The sequence below is a fragment of the Lewinella sp. LCG006 genome, assembly GCF_040784935.1.
Lineage (GTDB): Bacteria > Bacteroidota > Bacteroidia > Chitinophagales > Saprospiraceae > Lewinella.
Genome location: NZ_CP160680.1, coordinates 1374970 through 1391069, shown reverse-complemented (window position 1 = coordinate 1391069; position 16100 = coordinate 1374970). Strand labels below are relative to the sequence as shown.

Sequence of the window (16100 nt, the reverse complement as noted above, 5' to 3'; positions counted from 1 at the left end):
ATACCATGTACGAAGTACCAAATTTGGACTTTGGAAGGCTTTAGCTTTCCGAATGTTTCAAGATTCAGAAAATCGTTCCTAAAACTGCCCTGCGATGTAGATTAAGTGGCTCGTAAGCTCATTTTTTGGGTTTACGAGCCACTTTATACGTTGTTTTAGGGGTAAGTTGATGTCCTTTTTGTCTTCCTATTCCTCCCTTCGACTTTGGAGGGCTTAGGTCACTTAAGTCCAAAGTACAATAGTAGGCTTGGGCTTTGCGGATAGACTGTGTCATGGTCACCCGCCCGTTTATTTTTTTCTTTTTTGGCTGATATCGTTCCCATGGGTGAATAGGTTGATTGTCTACTTGATCGGCATTCAAAAATGCCACATAACTAGCCAAGATAACAACTTGAAGAAAGTTATCCAAGTGTTGCTGTACCGAGGTGGCAAATCTAGTTAGTAGAAAGTGTTGTTTTGCCGTTCGGAAAAAGGCTTCAATATCTTGACGCGAGCGGTAGTACTGTCTGCCCATGATGCTACTCACTTCTGTTTTACGCTCACCACTGATAGCCAGATAAAGTTCTCGTTTAAAAACCGGCTTCCCTGTGCTCTTATCAATACACCGAATACGTAGCAAATCAATGGGATGTTCTTTCATCGACTGACCACTCTTAGAGCGTAACAGGTAATTATTCCACCGTTCAATAGTAACCATTACTGGACGGGACTGACGTCCCATGATTTCTTCCACCACAATAGACTCATCGGCTTGCGTCTCACTGATGGCCTTACGTTCTACGTCATAAAATTGCTTACTATTCTTTTGTTTATATGATTTGGTATCCGAGTCCATAATCAAATAGCTCTGCTCGCCAAAGTATTGCAATGGGTTTGAACTAGCTGTCCGCTCATACTGCTTAAAGACCTTGGAGCCATGCTTTAGTCGAACGATATTCACTAGATTGGGGTGATCCTTATAGGGTTGAGCTAGAAAAGCACTATTCCCATAGGCACTGTCGGCACAATGGATCACCAAACGGGTGTTATCAATGATGCCCTCATGATCGCTTAACAGTCCAGTCAACTGCTCTTGAGCGCATTGGGAGGCCGTCTGATCAAGCCTTACCCGCCGCAGATCCAAGGGCAAACTCCATGAACCACTAAAGGAAGACAAGTTCAGGGAACTCAAATTATAGCCCACACCTAAATTAGTCCGGGATTGGCCGGCTCCATTAGGTAGAACAATGGCCTGACGATCAGGTAAGCTCTGGGCATGAGTGTATTCACACGGCGTCACGTCAGTACTTACGACCAAGGGCAATGAACTATCACCAATTCCTTTTACTATCTGACCTAACTCTTTAAAGACAAATTGACTCACAAGTTTTTGCAAACATGAAAAAGATTCTTCATCTTTGGATAACTCATCAAATACGTCATAAAGACTGGCATATTGATGCTGATAAACAGGATTTAAACTCAGCTCAGCGATACTATCATAATGAGTATTGCTCGATAGGCTCAGTATAAGATTTGCCAAAGCTCTCCTTCTAGGTAGGGCTGTAGCCATAAGCTGTTGGTAGAGGGGGTGGGTCTTTTTTTCATACTCTAAGTTAACACCCCACTACCAACTTTATTCCTTTTTCTGGCTAAAGCCTTCCAAAGTCCAAACCAAATACCAAGTACCCGTAAAAACTAATTGTCCAAGGCACCGGCCTCCAGCCAAAGCTTCACTTTTTCGATATCACAAAAAGGAACTTTGGGCCCACTGGGAGGCATAATGCCGTAGCCAGGAGCATGATCCATGGTGCCCAGCAACTTGCCGTTTTGCGCATAAGGCAACACCCGGTTGTAACCTTCCAAATTGACGTTGCCGTCTTCGCGTCCATTACGGTGGCAGCGGTTGCAGTTGGCGGATAGAATAGGCGCGATATCGGCGGTAAAGGTCGCTTCGTTAGCGGTACATTCGATATCGACGATATACTGGTAGAGATCTTCTTTGTTGTCATAATAACAACTGCTATTGGCCAACAAAAAGAAGAAACCAAGGGTATAGGATAAGCTGCGTAGCAGAGCAGCCTTAGTTGTTGGGAGCACCATCATTGATCCAGTTTTGTATTTGTTCAATTCGGCAATCGCTAAACCGACTACCAGTAGGAGGCATAATAGGGTAGTATTGATCACCGCGGATCGTCGCCATCAGCCCGCCGTTATTCACATAAGTCAGGATATTGGCGTGTGTGGACAGATTGACATTACCTTCCTGGCGGTTGTTGTTGTGGCAGCCTACACAGTAGTTGTCAAGGAGAGGGCGGATGTCTGCGGCAAAAGCAATGGCTTGTGGATCGCAAGGAGTCCCACAATCGGTATTTTCAGCACCTTGCTGTATCCAGGTTCTGATCATTGTGATCTGTGCATTTGTCAGGCGTGCAGCTGGTGGCGGGGGCATAATGTCATCACCGTTTTCCGTAATCGACTCGTAAAGGTCACTGTCGTTGGGGTTACCTGGCCTTACTTCTCGTAGGATTTTTTCGTAGGAATCCAGCACCACACCTTCTTCGTGGGAGATAGCATCATGGCACCCGCTGTAGGCACAGGAGGAGATCATCAGGGGCAGCACCTGGAATTGGAAGGAAATGACGCCATCCGGGCATTCATTGTCATTGGTAGTGCCAGGATCCTGGATTGGGGGAATGACGGGAATACCCCCCTCGGGGATAATCGGATCGGTGGTACACGCCGCGAAAAGAAAGAGGGCCAAAATGCCACTTGAAATCAGGAGTCGTTGCATGGTGTGGTTGTTATAGATGATGGTTGTAATTGTTTTACTGGGCCATTTGCTCAATGTAGGCCCGCAGGTCTTCTACTTGTTGTTGGTTCATCCGCTCCTCTGGATAATGCGGCATATAGGGGCGGTGCCCGGGAATCGCGTAAGTACCGTAGGGAATGATTTGATAAAGCGAAAAGTGAGAATCCTTGGGAATCATCCGCTCTAAATGCTGAAAACTCAATTCGGAATGGTCCAAAATATAATGCGAAACGCCTCCGGGCTTGTGGCAGTGCAGGCAGCTGAGTTCATAAAGGTCACGGCCTACCGCCGGGCGTCCGGTGAGTCCTTCGTAACCTAGCTCTTTGTTAGGAGCCGAATCGTAGAAGTGCGCCGGGGACTTGGTGCTGTAAAAGCTGCGAAGCCAGCCTTTTAGGGCCGGGTGCTGCTGTTCATCTTGCTGCTGCTGGTTGAGTTGAGCCAGGTCTTCTTCGGTCATGCCAAGATCATCCAGCGTATATTCCAACGACCAGTAATAGGCCAATACCGCTTCAATTTCCCAGTCTTCCATCGGTCGCCCTTGCGAACACTCTACGGCACACAACTGGATTGCTTCCCGGAGGTCGCGGTGCGCCCGCCCGACTTTTTCATCCCCGTACTTTTTGACATAATCATCATTGTACCAACTTTCCCTATTGACAATGCCCTTGAAGGTGCTGCCCTGCAGGAAGGGCAGGCCTTTTTCTTTCACGTAAGGCATCCGCGCTTCGGGGTCACTCACGCGGAGGTCAGGATCTTCCTGTTCAATATTGTGGCAAGAGGTGCAAGCGTAATATTTGCTGATGTAATTAGTGCGTTGGCCGTCAGGGCCTATGGTACGACCCTCCAACACCAGTTCTTTTCCTATACGGATCTGATCCTCCGTAGGAGAGAGGTAGTGAGGAGGCAGTGGTTCGCCTAATGCCGCCTGTACTTTTTGCAGACTATCTTTTCCCGCCCATTCCGTCAGATTGGGCCGGGCAATAAAAAGGATTCCTCCTAAAAGGGATAGTATTAAACTGGCTTTCAGCATAAAGAAAAATACTTCAAATGATGAATTACAAGCCCATACGGCAATAGCAAAAAAAGGGTTGCTTACGATGATTAAAAATTTCCCGACAAGCTTGGAGCTCGTCGGAAAATTTCATTTGAAAAAACCAATTATCCCAAATTAATCATCACCATCTGTCTCGTATTCCATGTTTTGGTTGACATTGCTAGTGCCATTAAAACCATCGGCTCTGATTTCAGTATGCCTGATTTCACCACCGGTTGTTCCGGTTTGCTTGGCGTAAAAAAGAACAACCAAGGAAAAAACGATGGTCACAACAGCAATGATTTTGGAGAAGGGTTGCTTCTTCCAATTTGCCCACAGACCGATTAGGGAAATTCCTCCCAAGACATAAAGTAAGATGGCAAAGATCTCTGCTGCTTCTTCATGAATTTTTATCAATTGCTCATCTATACCTGCAATTCCTTCAATAACTTCTTCTGCTCCCTCGCCCGTTGAGAAAGCCACAATGGCGCTTAATGCACCTAAAATAAAAATACCGAAGGCCGCTCTTTTTAGGATGTCAGATTCCAGGAAAAACCCGACAAGCATGATTAATAAACCAACCATCGGAATGATGATGGGCAAATGGTTCAGTACTAAATGCCAATGTGCTCCGTTCATGATTATTGAATTTAATTTTTGAAATAATGAATAGCTTCTTCGCGAAGCTAAACCCCGCTACTCTATCCCGATCAAGTTAAAAGCCCCTTCAATTAGAATAGAATCCTGTGGCTGAAAGGTCTCTGGATTGAGGATTTGTACCCAGCCATCTCTTTGCAAGCCCGTTTTTACCATGCGCTGCTCGAAGGTGATTTGCTGCGGCGTTCTCTCTTTTAAAACCAGTAAATAGGTAGCGTCTCCAGCATTGACCAAGGCAGTTTCAGGAATGGAGGTCCCCTTTAAATCACTCGTCATGATCTCGGCACTGACGTACATGCCGGGGAGGAAAGAAGCATTGGTGTTATCCAATTCTCCGTGTATTTTCACCAGTCGGGTTTCGGGGTCAAGCGTCTTTTCGATCAGGTGTACCCTGGCTTCGTAGCTTTTATTGCCCTTGTCAGCGATGCGGAACGAGATTTTTTGACCGGTTTTAATGGACATAATGTCTTTTTCAAAAACTTCTAGTTCTACGTGGAGATTACTGGTGTTGATGATCTTCAGGGCTACGTCCTGGGGTTGCAGATACATCCCTTGCACCGCATTCACTTCGGTGATATAACCACTGATCGGGGCATAAATGGTCATGCTGTTAGTGAGGGTCGTAGGCGTAAGATCATTGGTGTTGATGCCTAATAATTTAAGGCGAGCTTTTAGGCCTTCGGCCCGCGCCAGGGTCGCTTCATAATCAGACGTTGCCTTAAGGCTGTTTTTTTGCGAGGCGATGTTCTCATCGGCCAATGTCCCCTGGCGTTCGTAATCTGCTTTGAGGTAGGTCAGTTGCGCTACCGTTTCGAGATAATTTTGCTGAAGCATCAACAACTCAGGGTTCTCCAAGGTGAAAAGGCGCTGTCCTTTACTGACCATTTGCCCCGGTACCAACTGTATGTTTTTGACGTAACCTCCGGCGTAAGCACTCACCGCAGCTTGGTGGCCTGGAGGTACATCTAAGATACCGGAAGCAGTGACAATATTGGGCAAATCCTGGGCAGTGAGTAGCCCCAACTGCATCTTTGCTTGTGCATACTGTTGCGCGGTGACCGTAATGCTTCCATCGGTCATTTCTTCGTCAGCGGCCGCAATTTCAATGCCTTCATCGGCTTGCTGGTGACAGGCGTTGAACAACAGGAAAGAAAAAAGCAGGAAAACGAAATTTATATTTTTCATAAATATTGATTTTTTGATAGTGAATGATTAGAAGTGGCTTGGGCTTCAGCCCGAGCGGAATCTTCAAGCTCGGGCTGAAGCCCAAGCCAAGATTGATCCACTAGTTCAGATAATGGAGATCCAAAATGGTCAGGTAGTACTGTAGCCGTTGATCCAGGTAATTGTTTTCCATCTGTTTGGCCTGATCCAGCGACTGTAGGTACTGCAAAAAGTCGATCTCTCCGGTCTGAAAGGCTCGGGTAGAGGTATGGATGATTTCCTGAGCCAAGCGCTGGCCATTTGTTCGGTAATATTCCAGTGCCCGCTCATGTTTGGTGGCCTGCGCTTGTAGCCGGGCCGATGTGGTCTGTAACTGGATTTGATAATCGAGTTTTTGCTGGGCTGTGATGCTGCTTTGCAATCCTGCCGCCGTTATTTTCGCTTTCCCGCTTTTGCGCCACAGCGGAATACCTACACCTACTTGAAAACCGTGGTAGACAGCGGCTTCGGGTGCGCCATTGGTGCCCGCAAAGTAGGCGAGTTGCAAGTCGGGAAGCAGCTCCTTTTGAGCAACTTTTACCGCCAGTTCCGCATTGATTTCTTCCTGCTGAAAATAGGCGATAGCCGGATGCTTACTGATGGAGGTATCCTGAGCGATCAGCACAGGAAACGCCTTGGTGTCTACCTCAAACGGATCACTGGTTTGGAGCCATTGCTTGAGCGCCTGGTAGCTTTCCTCCAATGCATCTTCACATTGCTGCAATTGCAGGGTGATCTCCTGCTGCTTGCTGGTAGTGGAGAGTTGTTCCAGGTAATTAGTTTCCCCCAGTTCGTAGCGCCGACTGGCCGCGCGGGCCAGTTCGCGATAGAGGCTGTCGAGGTAACGGAAATTCTCCTGCCGCTTTGCCCAATAGACGATATTGAGGTAAGCCTTGGAAACCTCCTTGGCCACATTCCTTTCTTGCAGCTTTAATACTTGTTCCTGCAAAGCCGCTTGCCCTTGCTGCAATTCCTCCTTGGCGCGGTAAACACCGGGCAACTGAAAGCTTTGTTCTACCCCGATAATGCTCAGCGGCTGGTTATTCGGAGCTATATTGTTTTCGTCGTAACCGTAGTAAATATGCGTCCGGTCGATATTGTAGGCGGCGGGCACCAAGCTTCGCTGCTGGGAGACAGAAAGTCGTTGGCTTTCCAGTCCGGCATTGTTGGTCAGCGCCTGGTCCAGGACTTGCTCCAGTGATAAAACCGGCGTTTGCGAATATCCTGGCAGCGATAAGGCCAACAGTGGCAGCAGTACCGCTAAGGCTTTGAGCTTGCGTTTTCTGCCTCTGCCCTTACGGTCAAAATAGGCATACAACACCGGTAGCACCACCAAGGTCAGGAGGGTTGCCGAGATCAGTCCGCCGACCACAACGGTCGCCAGTGGCCGCTGTACCTCCGCACCGGCAGAGGTAGACAAGGCCATGGGTAAAAAGCCCAGGGCTGCCGCCGCTGCGGTTAGTAAAACAGGTCGTAGCCGCTGTTGGGTACCCACCAGAATCCGACGATTCAAGTTGGTCATACCGTGTGCTTTTAGTTCTTTGAAATGTTCAATCAAGACCAGGCCGTTGAGTACCGCGATCCCGAAGAGCGCAATGAAACCTACCCCGGCTGAGATGCTGAAAGGCATGCCCCGGATATACAGCAAGAGGATACCACCGATGGCCGATAGCGGGATGGCACTGTACACCATCAGTGCTTCTTTGGCCGATTGGAAAGCGAAGTAGAGCATGATGAAGATCAGCACCAGCGCGATGGGCACCGCTACCATCAGGCGGTTGCGGGCACTGCGCAGGTTCTCAAACTGACCGCCATAGGTGATGGAATACCCCACGGGCAAGTCGATCTTCTTCTCAATAATCCCCTGCACATCTTGGACCACCGATTCCAAGTCACGATTCCGGACATTTACGCCCACCACAATCCGGCGCTTGGTTTCGTCGCGGGAGATTTTGGCGGGGCCGGTGGTGTAGCTTATTTGGGCCAGTTCCCGCAAGGGAATCTGCTGGCCATTGGGTAGGGAGACAAAGCTGTTTTGCAAGTTTTCCAGATCCTTGCGGAAGGGAGCATCATAGCGGACAACGAGGTCAAATTGCTTCTCGCCTTCGAAGACACTACCTGCGGAAAGCCCCGCAAAATTCATGGTCAGCAGCTTATTGACGTCGGCGATGTTCAGGCCGTATTTAGCGATCTTTTCCCGCTGGTAGCGGACACTCATTTGCGGCAAGCCAGCCACTTTTTCTACCGAAATATCGGCGGCACCTTCCACTCCATCGATGGCCTTTTTGATGTCTTGCGCCAACTCGTTGAGGAGGTCCAGGTCTTCGCCAAATATTTTGATGGCAAGGTCGGCGCGCACACCGGTAATCAACTCGTTGAAGCGCATCTCAATGGGTTGGGTAAACTCGTACTCAATGCCGGGGATCACCGAAAGGGCTGCTTTAAAAGCATCGGCCAGCCCGTCTTTGGTATCGGCCGTGGTCCATTCGTGGGCGGGCTTCAAGGTAATGATGACATCACTTTCCTCCATCGACATGGGGTCGGTAGGCACCTCGGCTGCACCAATTCGGGTAACCACTTGCTTGACTTCGGGAAACTTTTTGAGGATGGTTTCGATGGCCGTCGTGGTTTCAATGGTTTTGCTCAGCGAAGTCCCCGTTTTTAAAACGGGTTGGATGACAAAATCACCTTCATCCAGCGTGGGTACAAACTCTCCACCCATCTGAGAAAAAAGGAGGGCGGAACCGATTAACAGCACTGCGGCAATGGAAAGGACAACTCCCTTGTAGCGCAAAGCCAAGGCCATGGTCGGCGTGTAGAGCCGTTCCAGAAAGGATAAAATCATCACCGAAACATTGCGCTTACTCTGCTTGGCGGGTTTCAGGAAAAGGGCCGACATGACGGGCACGTAGGTGAAACACAGCAGCATGGCTCCAATGAGCGCAAAGCAGAAGGTCATGGCCATCGGGCTGAACATTTTCCCCTCTACATTGGTCAGCGAAAGAATTGGGATGAAGACGATAATGATAATGATCTGCCCAAATACCGCCGAGCGCATCATCTTGGTGGTGCTTTTAAAGGTGATCTCATCCATCATGTTTTGGCGATCGGTCGCGTCGAGCCCGTTCAGGCGGTCGGCCTGGGTGGTGATTTTATAAGCGACGTATTCTACAATGATCACCGCCCCGTCAATGATGATCCCAAAGTCAATGGCTCCCAAGCTCATCAGGTTGGCATCCACCCCAAAGAGGTACATCAGCGAAAGCGCAAACAAGAGACAGAGGGGAATCACCGAAGCCACCACCAGCCCGGAACGGAAATTGCCGAGCAAAAGGACGACTACGAAAATGACGATCAAGCAACCCAAAATCAGGTTTTCGGCGACGGTACTGGTCGTTTTGCCAATCAGTACACTACGGTCCAGAAAAGCATTGATGTACACTCCTTCCGGGAGCGATTTCTGGATTTGGGCCACCCGGTCTTGAACACTTTCGATCACGGCTTTGGAGTTGCCGTCTTTGAGCATCATCACCTGTCCGAGCACTTTTTCGCCCTGGCCATTGGCGGTGATGGCGCCGAAACGGGTAGCGGCCCCGAATTGTACCTTGGCGATATCTTTGATGAAAATGGGTGTTCCGTTGCGGTTGTCTACCACAATTTGCTCAATGTCTTCCAGGGAGCCGATCAGCCCTTCGCCGCGAATAAAATAGCTTTCGTTCGTTTTCTCGATGTAGCCGCCGCCCGCCACATTGTTGTTTTGCTCCAGGGCCTGGAAGACTTCGGTAACACTGAGCTCGATACTGCGCAAACGCTGCGGATCAATGGCCACTTCGTACTGTTTCAGTTGCCCGCCCCAGGTGTTTACTTCCACTACGCCAGGGATACCGGAGAGTTGGCGTTTGACGATCCAGTCCTGAATCGTCCGTAGTTCCATGATCGAATACCGATCCTCGTAACCGGGGCGGACATCGAGAATGTATTGGTAAATTTCCCCCAGTCCGGTAGTGACCGGCCCCATGAAAGGCTTACCAAAACCAGCGGGGATTTTTTCCTCCGCCGCCTTGATTTTCTCTTCAATGAGTTGTCGGGGCAGGTAGGTACCCATCCGATCTTCAAAAACAATGGTCACGACCGAGAGACCAAACTTTGAAACCGACCGAATCTCCTTCACCCCCGGCAGATTGGCCATCTCTAACTCCACAGGATAGGTGATGAATTGTTCCACATCCTGGGTAGAAAGATTCCTGGAGGTGGTAATGACCTGCACCTGGTTGTTGGTGACATCGGGTACGGCCCCAATGGAGATTTGCGACAAGGCATAAAGCCCGAACCCGACGATCCCCAGCGTAAAAAGCAATACAATCAGTTTATGACGAATGCTATAATTAATGATCTGCTCTAACATTACACGTTTGTTTTTGACCGTGTAAAAGTAGCCGCAGGCCCCTAAGGATTGTCTTAGCTGATGCTTAAGATTTGCTTAAGACTGGAGGACCTAAAAGTTCCCCGTTATTTATTATGGGCGCAATACCTTTCCTAAACGAGGAAGAAGCCCTTAGATCAACACGGATTTTTTTCTTAAATTAAGCCGTGGTAATGCCGCAATAATTTTTTGTTGAATAATGAAAAAGTTCCAAATCTGCTTACTGTTTTTCGTTTTCCTTAGCTGCTGCGACGACGACGATGCCGTCCCGCAGCCACCGCCACCGCCTGCTTGCCTGGAGGTGCTGTGCGAAACAGAAGAAGAGTTCTTCGGCAAGGCCATCAGGAACAGCGAGTGTTGGATAGCGGATTATGTAAGGTTTAGAGGGCCCGGTTCGTCAATTTATTTGTATCAGGAAAGACCGGATGGTTTTACGGAAGTTTTGAGTTTTCCACTGAACCGTAATACCGATCTAAGCGATACCATCTGGCTGGGCTTTACCAACAGCGGCAACCCCTCACCCCATATTGTTTCTGCCAGCTACCGTTATGATACGGATCACGGAGTGCTGGGAGGATTTAGGTTTGAGTACGGAAGTGCACCGAGCTACCAGGATTTCCTGATTATCGATTATTTCAATGCGGATACCAGTATATTGGAGGGACACTTTCAGATAAATTTCCCTCCTGCCAATCCCATTCCGTTTGTCAATCCTCCTGATAGTATGCGTTTGGGCTGCGGGAGTTTTCGGGTGAAAGAGGAGTAGGGTTTGCGAGTTTTGTAGAGACTGCTGTTATCCTTTTAAGAACCTCGCTTATCTTTACCAAACGATGAAGAAATTCCAAATATGCTTACTGTTTTTCGCTTTCCTTAGCTGTTGCGACGACGACGATGCCGTCCCGCAGCCTCCGCCCCCGCCTGCTTGCCTGGAGGTGGTGTGCGAAACAGAAGAAGAATTTTATGGGAAAGCCATAATGAATGGGGAGTGCTGGGTGGCAGATGAGGTACGTCTCTATGGAGATGAAGGTGTGAACTTTATTGACTTGAATAAAAATCAGGTAAATGATATTCGGCAGGGGCTATCTATCGAAATAATCAAAAATGCAAACTTGCATGATACACTATGGATCGGTTTGGCAAATAGTGATAATCCTGAACCCAATTTAGCGCTGACCTATTATGGTTATTTTGATTCGCATTCTTCCGTGGGCGAATTCGATTTTGCATTTGGTACGGAACTGACTTTTGAAGATTATTTACTGATCGATTATTTTAATGCTGATACAAGTATCATCGAAGGTCGTTTTCAGGTGCGCTTTCCGAATCGAAGTGTCAACTCTTTCGTCAATGCTCCCGATAGTATGCTCTTGGGCTGCGGGAGTTTTCGGGTGAAGAAGGATTAGGTTTTGCTGGTTGACCCGTAAAATTTCTCCATCTTGATCTTGCCCGTCACCTTCCCGGCTTTTACCTCTTGGAGGTGATGAGTAATGATAATTATACCAAAACACCCCTAATCCTCACCCGATCATGAAAAAACTACTGCTATTATTGCTTCCCGTCATGTATTTGAGCTGTTGCGACGACGACGATGCCGTCCCGCAGCCACCGCCACCGCCCGCCTGCCTGGAGGTGCTGTGCGAAACGGAAGAAGAATTTTATGGGAAAGCCATAATGAATGGGGAGTGCTGGGTGGCAGATTGGGTGGATCTTCATCTTTCACCAGGGGGAGAGTATTCTATCCATTTGAATAAAAATGAGGTAGATGGAGTTAGCGAAGGGCTATCTATTCTACTTTTTTACAATACAATTTTGGACGATACAATATGGATTGGGAGCAATAGTTTTACGAATCCATCTCCCTCAACAGCGTCATCTTTTTACGGTTATAGAGGTGTAGATGCTTCCTTGGGTACATTTGGTTTTGAGCATGGATTAGAACCTACCTATACCGATTACCTTCTGATCGACTATTTTAATGCTGATACAAGCATCATCGAAGGCCGTTTCCAGATAAGTTTTTCGAATAGAAGTATGAGTTCTTTCGCTAACGCACCGGATTCGATGCGCCTGGGCTGCGGAAGTTTTCGGGTAAAAAGAGATTAAGTTTTGCTGGTCAACCCCTAAAATTTCTCCATCTTGATCTTGCCCGTCACCTCCCCGGCTATTACCTCCTGGAGGTGATGAGCGATGACAATTACACGAAAACACCCCTAATCCTCACCCGATCATGAAAAAACTACTGCTCTTACTGCTTCCCGTCATGTATTTGAGCTGTTGCGATGACGATGATGCCGTCCCGCAACCTCCGCCACCGCCTGCTTGCCTGGAGGTGATGTGCGAAACAGAAGAAGAGTTCTTCGGCAAGGCCATCAGGAACAGCGAGTGCTGGATAGCTGATTATGTGAGGTGGGGAGGTTATGGTTCGTCAATTGAATTCTTTCAAGATAGACCGGACGGTTTCACGGAACGCTTTGCATTGTCACTTCACCGTAACAGTAATCTAAGTGATACACTCTGGCTGGGCTTTACCAACAGCGGCAACCCCTCGCCCCATATTGTTTATGCCAACTATGGTTACAATACGGATCACGGAGTGCTGGGAGGATTTAGGTTTGAGTACGGAAGTGCACCGAGCTACGAGGATTTCCTGATTATCGATTATTTCAACGCCGACACCAGTATACTGGAGGGGCATTTTCAGGTAAATTTTCCACCTGCCAATCCCATTCCGTTTGTCAATCCTCCTGATAGTATGCGGCTGGGCTGTGGGAGTTTTCGGGTGAAAGAGGAGTAGGGGGGGGCTGGTGGAATCGCCGTTTGCTTAATAATCTCCAAAGGGATAAGGTCTATAGACCACAAAAAAGCTGTACAAAACATCATCATGTTCTGTACAGCTTTGTTTTCTATTTTCTCAATTGTCGCTTAGAGACGGAGAAAAAATAAATTAAACAGCTTTCGATTTTTGAAAATTTTCTAAACAACTGACTGAAAGAAAGTTGTGTGAAAAATTTCAAAAATCCCCAGAGAAAGTTGTTTAATTTATTTCCGTCAAATTACTTACCGCGTCAGGTACATATAACGTTGGCGATCCAGCTCCCGGAAAAACGGATCGGTCAGGTCTTTGATAAAGTGAATGGCCTCCCCGGTAGATTTCATCTCTGGTCCGAGTTGCTTATCGACGTTAGGGAATTTGTCAAAACTAAAGACGGGCACCTTGATCGCAAACCCGCTAGGCCGTGCGTGGATGTGGTAATCTTTGAGTTTTTTCACGCCCAGCATCACTTCCGTCGCAATTTTCAGGTAAGGTACCTGATAGGCTTTGGCAATAAAGGGCGTCGTCCGTGAAGCTCGAGGGTTGGCCTCAATCACGTAAACTTTTTCGTCTTTGATGGCAAACTGAATATTGATCAAACCACGGGTATTGAGGGCCTTGGCCAACTGCTCCGTGATTTCAACCATCTTGTTCACCACCTCTACCGAAAGGCTGTAAGTAGGTAGCACGGCCGCCGAATCGCCAGAATGAACCCCAGCGGGCTCAATGTGCTCCATGATGCCCATGACGTGCACTTCGTCGCCGTCACAGATCGCATCTACTTCTGCTTCTTTCGCCCGGTCCAGGAAGTGATCTACCAGTACCCGATTTTCCGGCATGTGCTTGAAGATATGCAGCACGTGGCGCTCCAATTCTTCATCATTGATCACAATCCGCATATCTTGCCCGCCCAAAACGTAGCTCGGGCGAACCAATACAGGATAACCTACCTCATTGGCCACGGCCAGTGCCTGGTCGGCATCATCAGCTACGCCGTAATCAGGATAAGGGATTTCCAGTTCTTTCAGCAGATCCGAGAAAGCTCCCCGGTCTTCGGCCAGGTCCATGCTGGTAAAATCGGTACCAATGATCTTGATGCCTTTGCGGTGCAGAGTTTCGGCCAGCTTCAGGGCCGTTTGTCCACCCAACTGAACGATGACGCCTTCGGGTTCTTCCAGTTCAATGATTTCTTCCAGGTGCTCCCAGTAGACGGGCTCAAAGTAGAGTTTGTCTGCTACATCAAAGTCGGTAGATACGGTCTCAGGGTTACAGTTTACCATAATGGCCTCGAAACCAGCTTCTTTGATCGCCATCAGACCGTGTACACAGCAGTAATCAAACTCGATGCCCTGCCCAATCCGGTTGGGGCCAGAACCCAGTACGATAATTTTCTTTTTATCACTGGGGATACTTTCGTTCTCCCCGTCGAAGGTGCTGTAGAAGTAGGGCGTCTGTGCTTCAAATTCTGCCGCACAGGTATCTACCATTTTGTACGTGCGCCGTACACCCAGCGTTTTACGGTGCCGGGTTACCTGTTCTTCGTCTACCCGAAGTACCCAGGCGATCTGAGCATCGGAGTAACCTACCTCTTTGAGTTCCCGCATGAAGCTCTCCGGGAGGTCTTCCGCTACATTAAAGCGCATCAGTCGCTCTTCCATCTCCACCAAGCGTTTGATTTGCTGGAGGAACCAGGGGTCAATCTTGGTGAGTTTGTGTATAGTTTTGCTGGGTACTCCCAGGCGCATAGCGTCTTTCAAGCGGAAAATTCTATCATCACTTACCTTCTCCAAGCGGGCAAGGATATCTTCCGTACGGATCCATTCTTTTTTATCAGCTCCCAGGCCAGCCCGTCCTTGCTCAAGGCTCTGACAAGCCTTTTGCAGTGCTTCCAAAAAGTTGCGACCAATACCCATCACTTCACCCACCGATTTCATCTGTAGCCCCAACTCATGGTCAGCTCCCGGAAACTTCGCAAAGTTCCAGCGGGGCATCTTCACGATAACGTAATCCAGGGTAGGCTCGAAATAAGCAGAAGTGGTTTTGGTAATCTGGTTTTTCAGCTCATCCAGCGTGTAGCCAATGGCTAGTTTTGCCGCTATTTTAGCAATCGGATATCCGGTAGCCTTACTGGCTAAAGCCGAAGAACGACTCACCCGTGGGTTGATTTCGATGACAATCAGCTCCTCCGTTTCGGGGTTTTGGGAAAACTGGATGTTACACCCTCCCGCAAAATTCCCTAAAGAACGCATCGCCTTAATCGCCTGATCCCGCATTTCTTGGTAAGCAGTGTCAGACAAGGTCATCGCTGGAGCAACCGTAATGGAGTCGCCGGTGTGAATCCCCATCGGATCCAGGTTCTCTACGGTACAGATGATAACCACATTATCAGCAGCATCCCGCAAAAGCTCCAATTCAAATTCTTTCCAGCCCAAAACGGCTTTTTCTACCAACACTTCGTGTGTGGGGCTCATGTTCAGACCGTGGCGCAGTTTGGCGTCAAATTCATCAGCCGTGTGCACAAAACCACCACCCGTTCCACCCAGCGTATACGAAGGGCGAATTACTAAAGGGTAGCCAATTTTCTGAGCTGCTTCTTTCCCTTCCAAAAAGGAGTTGGCAATAAATGAAGGAGCTACCCCCAGGCCTATATCTATCATGTGCTGGCGAAAAGCCTCCCGGTTCTCTGCCAACTCAATGGCTTCCAGGTCTACACCGATCAACTTTACGTTGTACTTATCCCATAGGCCTACCTTTCCTGCTTCGATAGCCAGATTCAGGGCAGTCTGCCCACCCATCGTCGGCAATACGGCATCGATATGGCGTTCCCGCAGAATATGCTCAAGGCTTTCTACCGTGAGCGGTAATAAATAGATATTATCCGCCGTCACCGGGTCGGTCATAATAGTAGCGGGGTTACTATTGATCAGGGTAACCTCAATACCCTCCTCGCGTAGCGAACGGGAAGCTTGGGTTCCAGAATAATCAAACTCACAAGCTTGACCAATAATAATAGGACCACTCCCAATGATGAGAACGGAACGAATAGACTGATCTTTTGGCATGGTTTTGCAATTTTGCGGCGTTTGCTATCCGAAAAAATTAAGGAAGGTGCTGGATAGGAAACATAGGTTCGGCACAAATTGCGGGCAAAGATAGGGACTGTTGCTTTAATAGTAATACT

At 48.4% G+C, this 16100-nt stretch carries 12 protein-coding genes; 4 read left to right on the top strand and 8 right to left on the bottom strand.

Annotated features, from left to right (window positions below; translation table 11 throughout):
* Positions 1–118: 118 nt before the first annotated feature.
* From AB0L18_RS04895 to AB0L18_RS04865, 7 genes are all read right to left on the bottom strand, one after another.
* Positions 119–1552 carry a hypothetical protein gene (locus AB0L18_RS04895; protein WP_367391459.1) on the bottom strand — a complete coding sequence of 478 codons (1434 nt, stop codon included), beginning with the start codon at positions 1550–1552 and terminating at the stop codon, positions 119–121.
* Positions 1553–1677: 125 nt separating this feature from the next.
* Positions 1678–2085 (bottom strand): hypothetical protein, encoded by a 408-nt coding sequence (locus tag AB0L18_RS04890; RefSeq protein WP_367391458.1) that lies wholly within the window; start codon positions 2083–2085, stop codon positions 1678–1680.
* Positions 2063–2773, bottom strand: coding sequence for a c-type cytochrome domain-containing protein (locus AB0L18_RS04885; RefSeq protein WP_367391457.1), 711 nt, complete (start codon positions 2771–2773; stop codon positions 2063–2065). The genes AB0L18_RS04890 and AB0L18_RS04885 overlap by 23 nt, the downstream gene beginning before the upstream one ends.
* Positions 2774–2807: 34 nt before the next feature.
* Positions 2808–3821: a c-type cytochrome gene (locus tag AB0L18_RS04880; RefSeq protein WP_367391456.1), complete on the bottom strand. Its 1014-nt coding sequence runs from the start codon at positions 3819–3821 to the stop codon at positions 2808–2810.
* A gap of 138 nt (positions 3822–3959) precedes the next feature.
* On the bottom strand, positions 3960–4463 hold the full coding sequence (locus AB0L18_RS04875) for a hypothetical protein (protein ID WP_367391455.1): 504 nt from the start codon (positions 4461–4463) through the stop codon (positions 3960–3962).
* 57 nt (positions 4464–4520) lie between these two features.
* The gene (locus AB0L18_RS04870) at positions 4521–5666 is read right to left on the bottom strand and encodes an efflux RND transporter periplasmic adaptor subunit (RefSeq protein ID WP_367391454.1); all 1146 of its coding nucleotides are present in this window, start codon (positions 5664–5666) and stop codon (positions 4521–4523) included.
* Between the two features lie 100 nt (positions 5667–5766).
* Positions 5767–10089, bottom strand: a complete 4323-nt coding sequence (locus AB0L18_RS04865) for a CusA/CzcA family heavy metal efflux RND transporter (RefSeq protein WP_367391453.1) — start codon at positions 10087–10089, stop codon at positions 5767–5769.
* A 217-nt stretch (positions 10090–10306) separates the two neighbouring features.
* Here AB0L18_RS04865 and AB0L18_RS04860 point away from each other — a divergent pair, with 217 nt between their 5' ends.
* From AB0L18_RS04860 to AB0L18_RS04845, 4 genes are all read left to right on the top strand, one after another.
* Entirely contained in the window at positions 10307–10873 is a 567-nt protein-coding gene (locus AB0L18_RS04860) for a hypothetical protein (protein ID WP_367391452.1), read from the top strand.
* 64 nt (positions 10874–10937) lie between these two features.
* Positions 10938–11510 carry a hypothetical protein gene (locus tag AB0L18_RS04855; protein WP_367391451.1) on the top strand — a complete coding sequence of 191 codons (573 nt, stop codon included), beginning with the start codon at positions 10938–10940 and terminating at the stop codon, positions 11508–11510.
* A gap of 124 nt (positions 11511–11634) precedes the next feature.
* Positions 11635–12210 (top strand): hypothetical protein, encoded by a 576-nt coding sequence (locus AB0L18_RS04850; protein WP_367391450.1) that lies wholly within the window; start codon positions 11635–11637, stop codon positions 12208–12210.
* A gap of 124 nt (positions 12211–12334) precedes the next feature.
* On the top strand, positions 12335–12901 hold the full coding sequence (locus AB0L18_RS04845) for a hypothetical protein (RefSeq protein ID WP_367391449.1): 567 nt from the start codon (positions 12335–12337) through the stop codon (positions 12899–12901).
* Between the two features lie 263 nt (positions 12902–13164).
* Here AB0L18_RS04845 and carB read toward each other — a convergent pair whose 3' ends face one another.
* Positions 13165–15981, bottom strand: coding sequence for a carbamoyl-phosphate synthase large subunit (gene carB / locus AB0L18_RS04840; protein ID WP_367391448.1), 2817 nt, complete (start codon positions 15979–15981; stop codon positions 13165–13167).
* Positions 15982–16100 lie beyond the last annotated feature (119 nt).

What these genes read in the sequence shown, in the direction of transcription:
- AB0L18_RS04895 (WP_367391459.1), bottom strand. Translation starts at nt 1,552, where the DNA reads ATGGCTACAGCCCTACCTAGAAGGAGAGCTTTGGCAAATCTTATACTG.
- AB0L18_RS04890 (WP_367391458.1), bottom strand. Translation starts at nt 2,085, where the DNA reads ATGATGGTGCTCCCAACAACTAAGGCTGCTCTGCTACGCAGCTTATCC.
- AB0L18_RS04885 (WP_367391457.1), bottom strand. Translation starts at nt 2,773, where the DNA reads ATGCAACGACTCCTGATTTCAAGTGGCATTTTGGCCCTCTTTCTTTTC.
- AB0L18_RS04880 (WP_367391456.1), bottom strand. Translation starts at nt 3,821, where the DNA reads ATGCTGAAAGCCAGTTTAATACTATCCCTTTTAGGAGGAATCCTTTTT.
- AB0L18_RS04875 (WP_367391455.1), bottom strand. Translation starts at nt 4,463, where the DNA reads ATGAACGGAGCACATTGGCATTTAGTACTGAACCATTTGCCCATCATC.
- AB0L18_RS04870 (WP_367391454.1), bottom strand. Translation starts at nt 5,666, where the DNA reads ATGAAAAATATAAATTTCGTTTTCCTGCTTTTTTCTTTCCTGTTGTTC.
- AB0L18_RS04865 (WP_367391453.1), bottom strand. Translation starts at nt 10,089, where the DNA reads ATGTTAGAGCAGATCATTAATTATAGCATTCGTCATAAACTGATTGTA.
- AB0L18_RS04860 (WP_367391452.1), top strand. Translation starts at nt 10,307, where the DNA reads ATGAAAAAGTTCCAAATCTGCTTACTGTTTTTCGTTTTCCTTAGCTGC.
- AB0L18_RS04855 (WP_367391451.1), top strand. Translation starts at nt 10,938, where the DNA reads ATGAAGAAATTCCAAATATGCTTACTGTTTTTCGCTTTCCTTAGCTGT.
- AB0L18_RS04850 (WP_367391450.1), top strand. Translation starts at nt 11,635, where the DNA reads ATGAAAAAACTACTGCTATTATTGCTTCCCGTCATGTATTTGAGCTGT.
- AB0L18_RS04845 (WP_367391449.1), top strand. Translation starts at nt 12,335, where the DNA reads ATGAAAAAACTACTGCTCTTACTGCTTCCCGTCATGTATTTGAGCTGT.
- carB (WP_367391448.1), bottom strand. Translation starts at nt 15,981, where the DNA reads ATGCCAAAAGATCAGTCTATTCGTTCCGTTCTCATCATTGGGAGTGGT.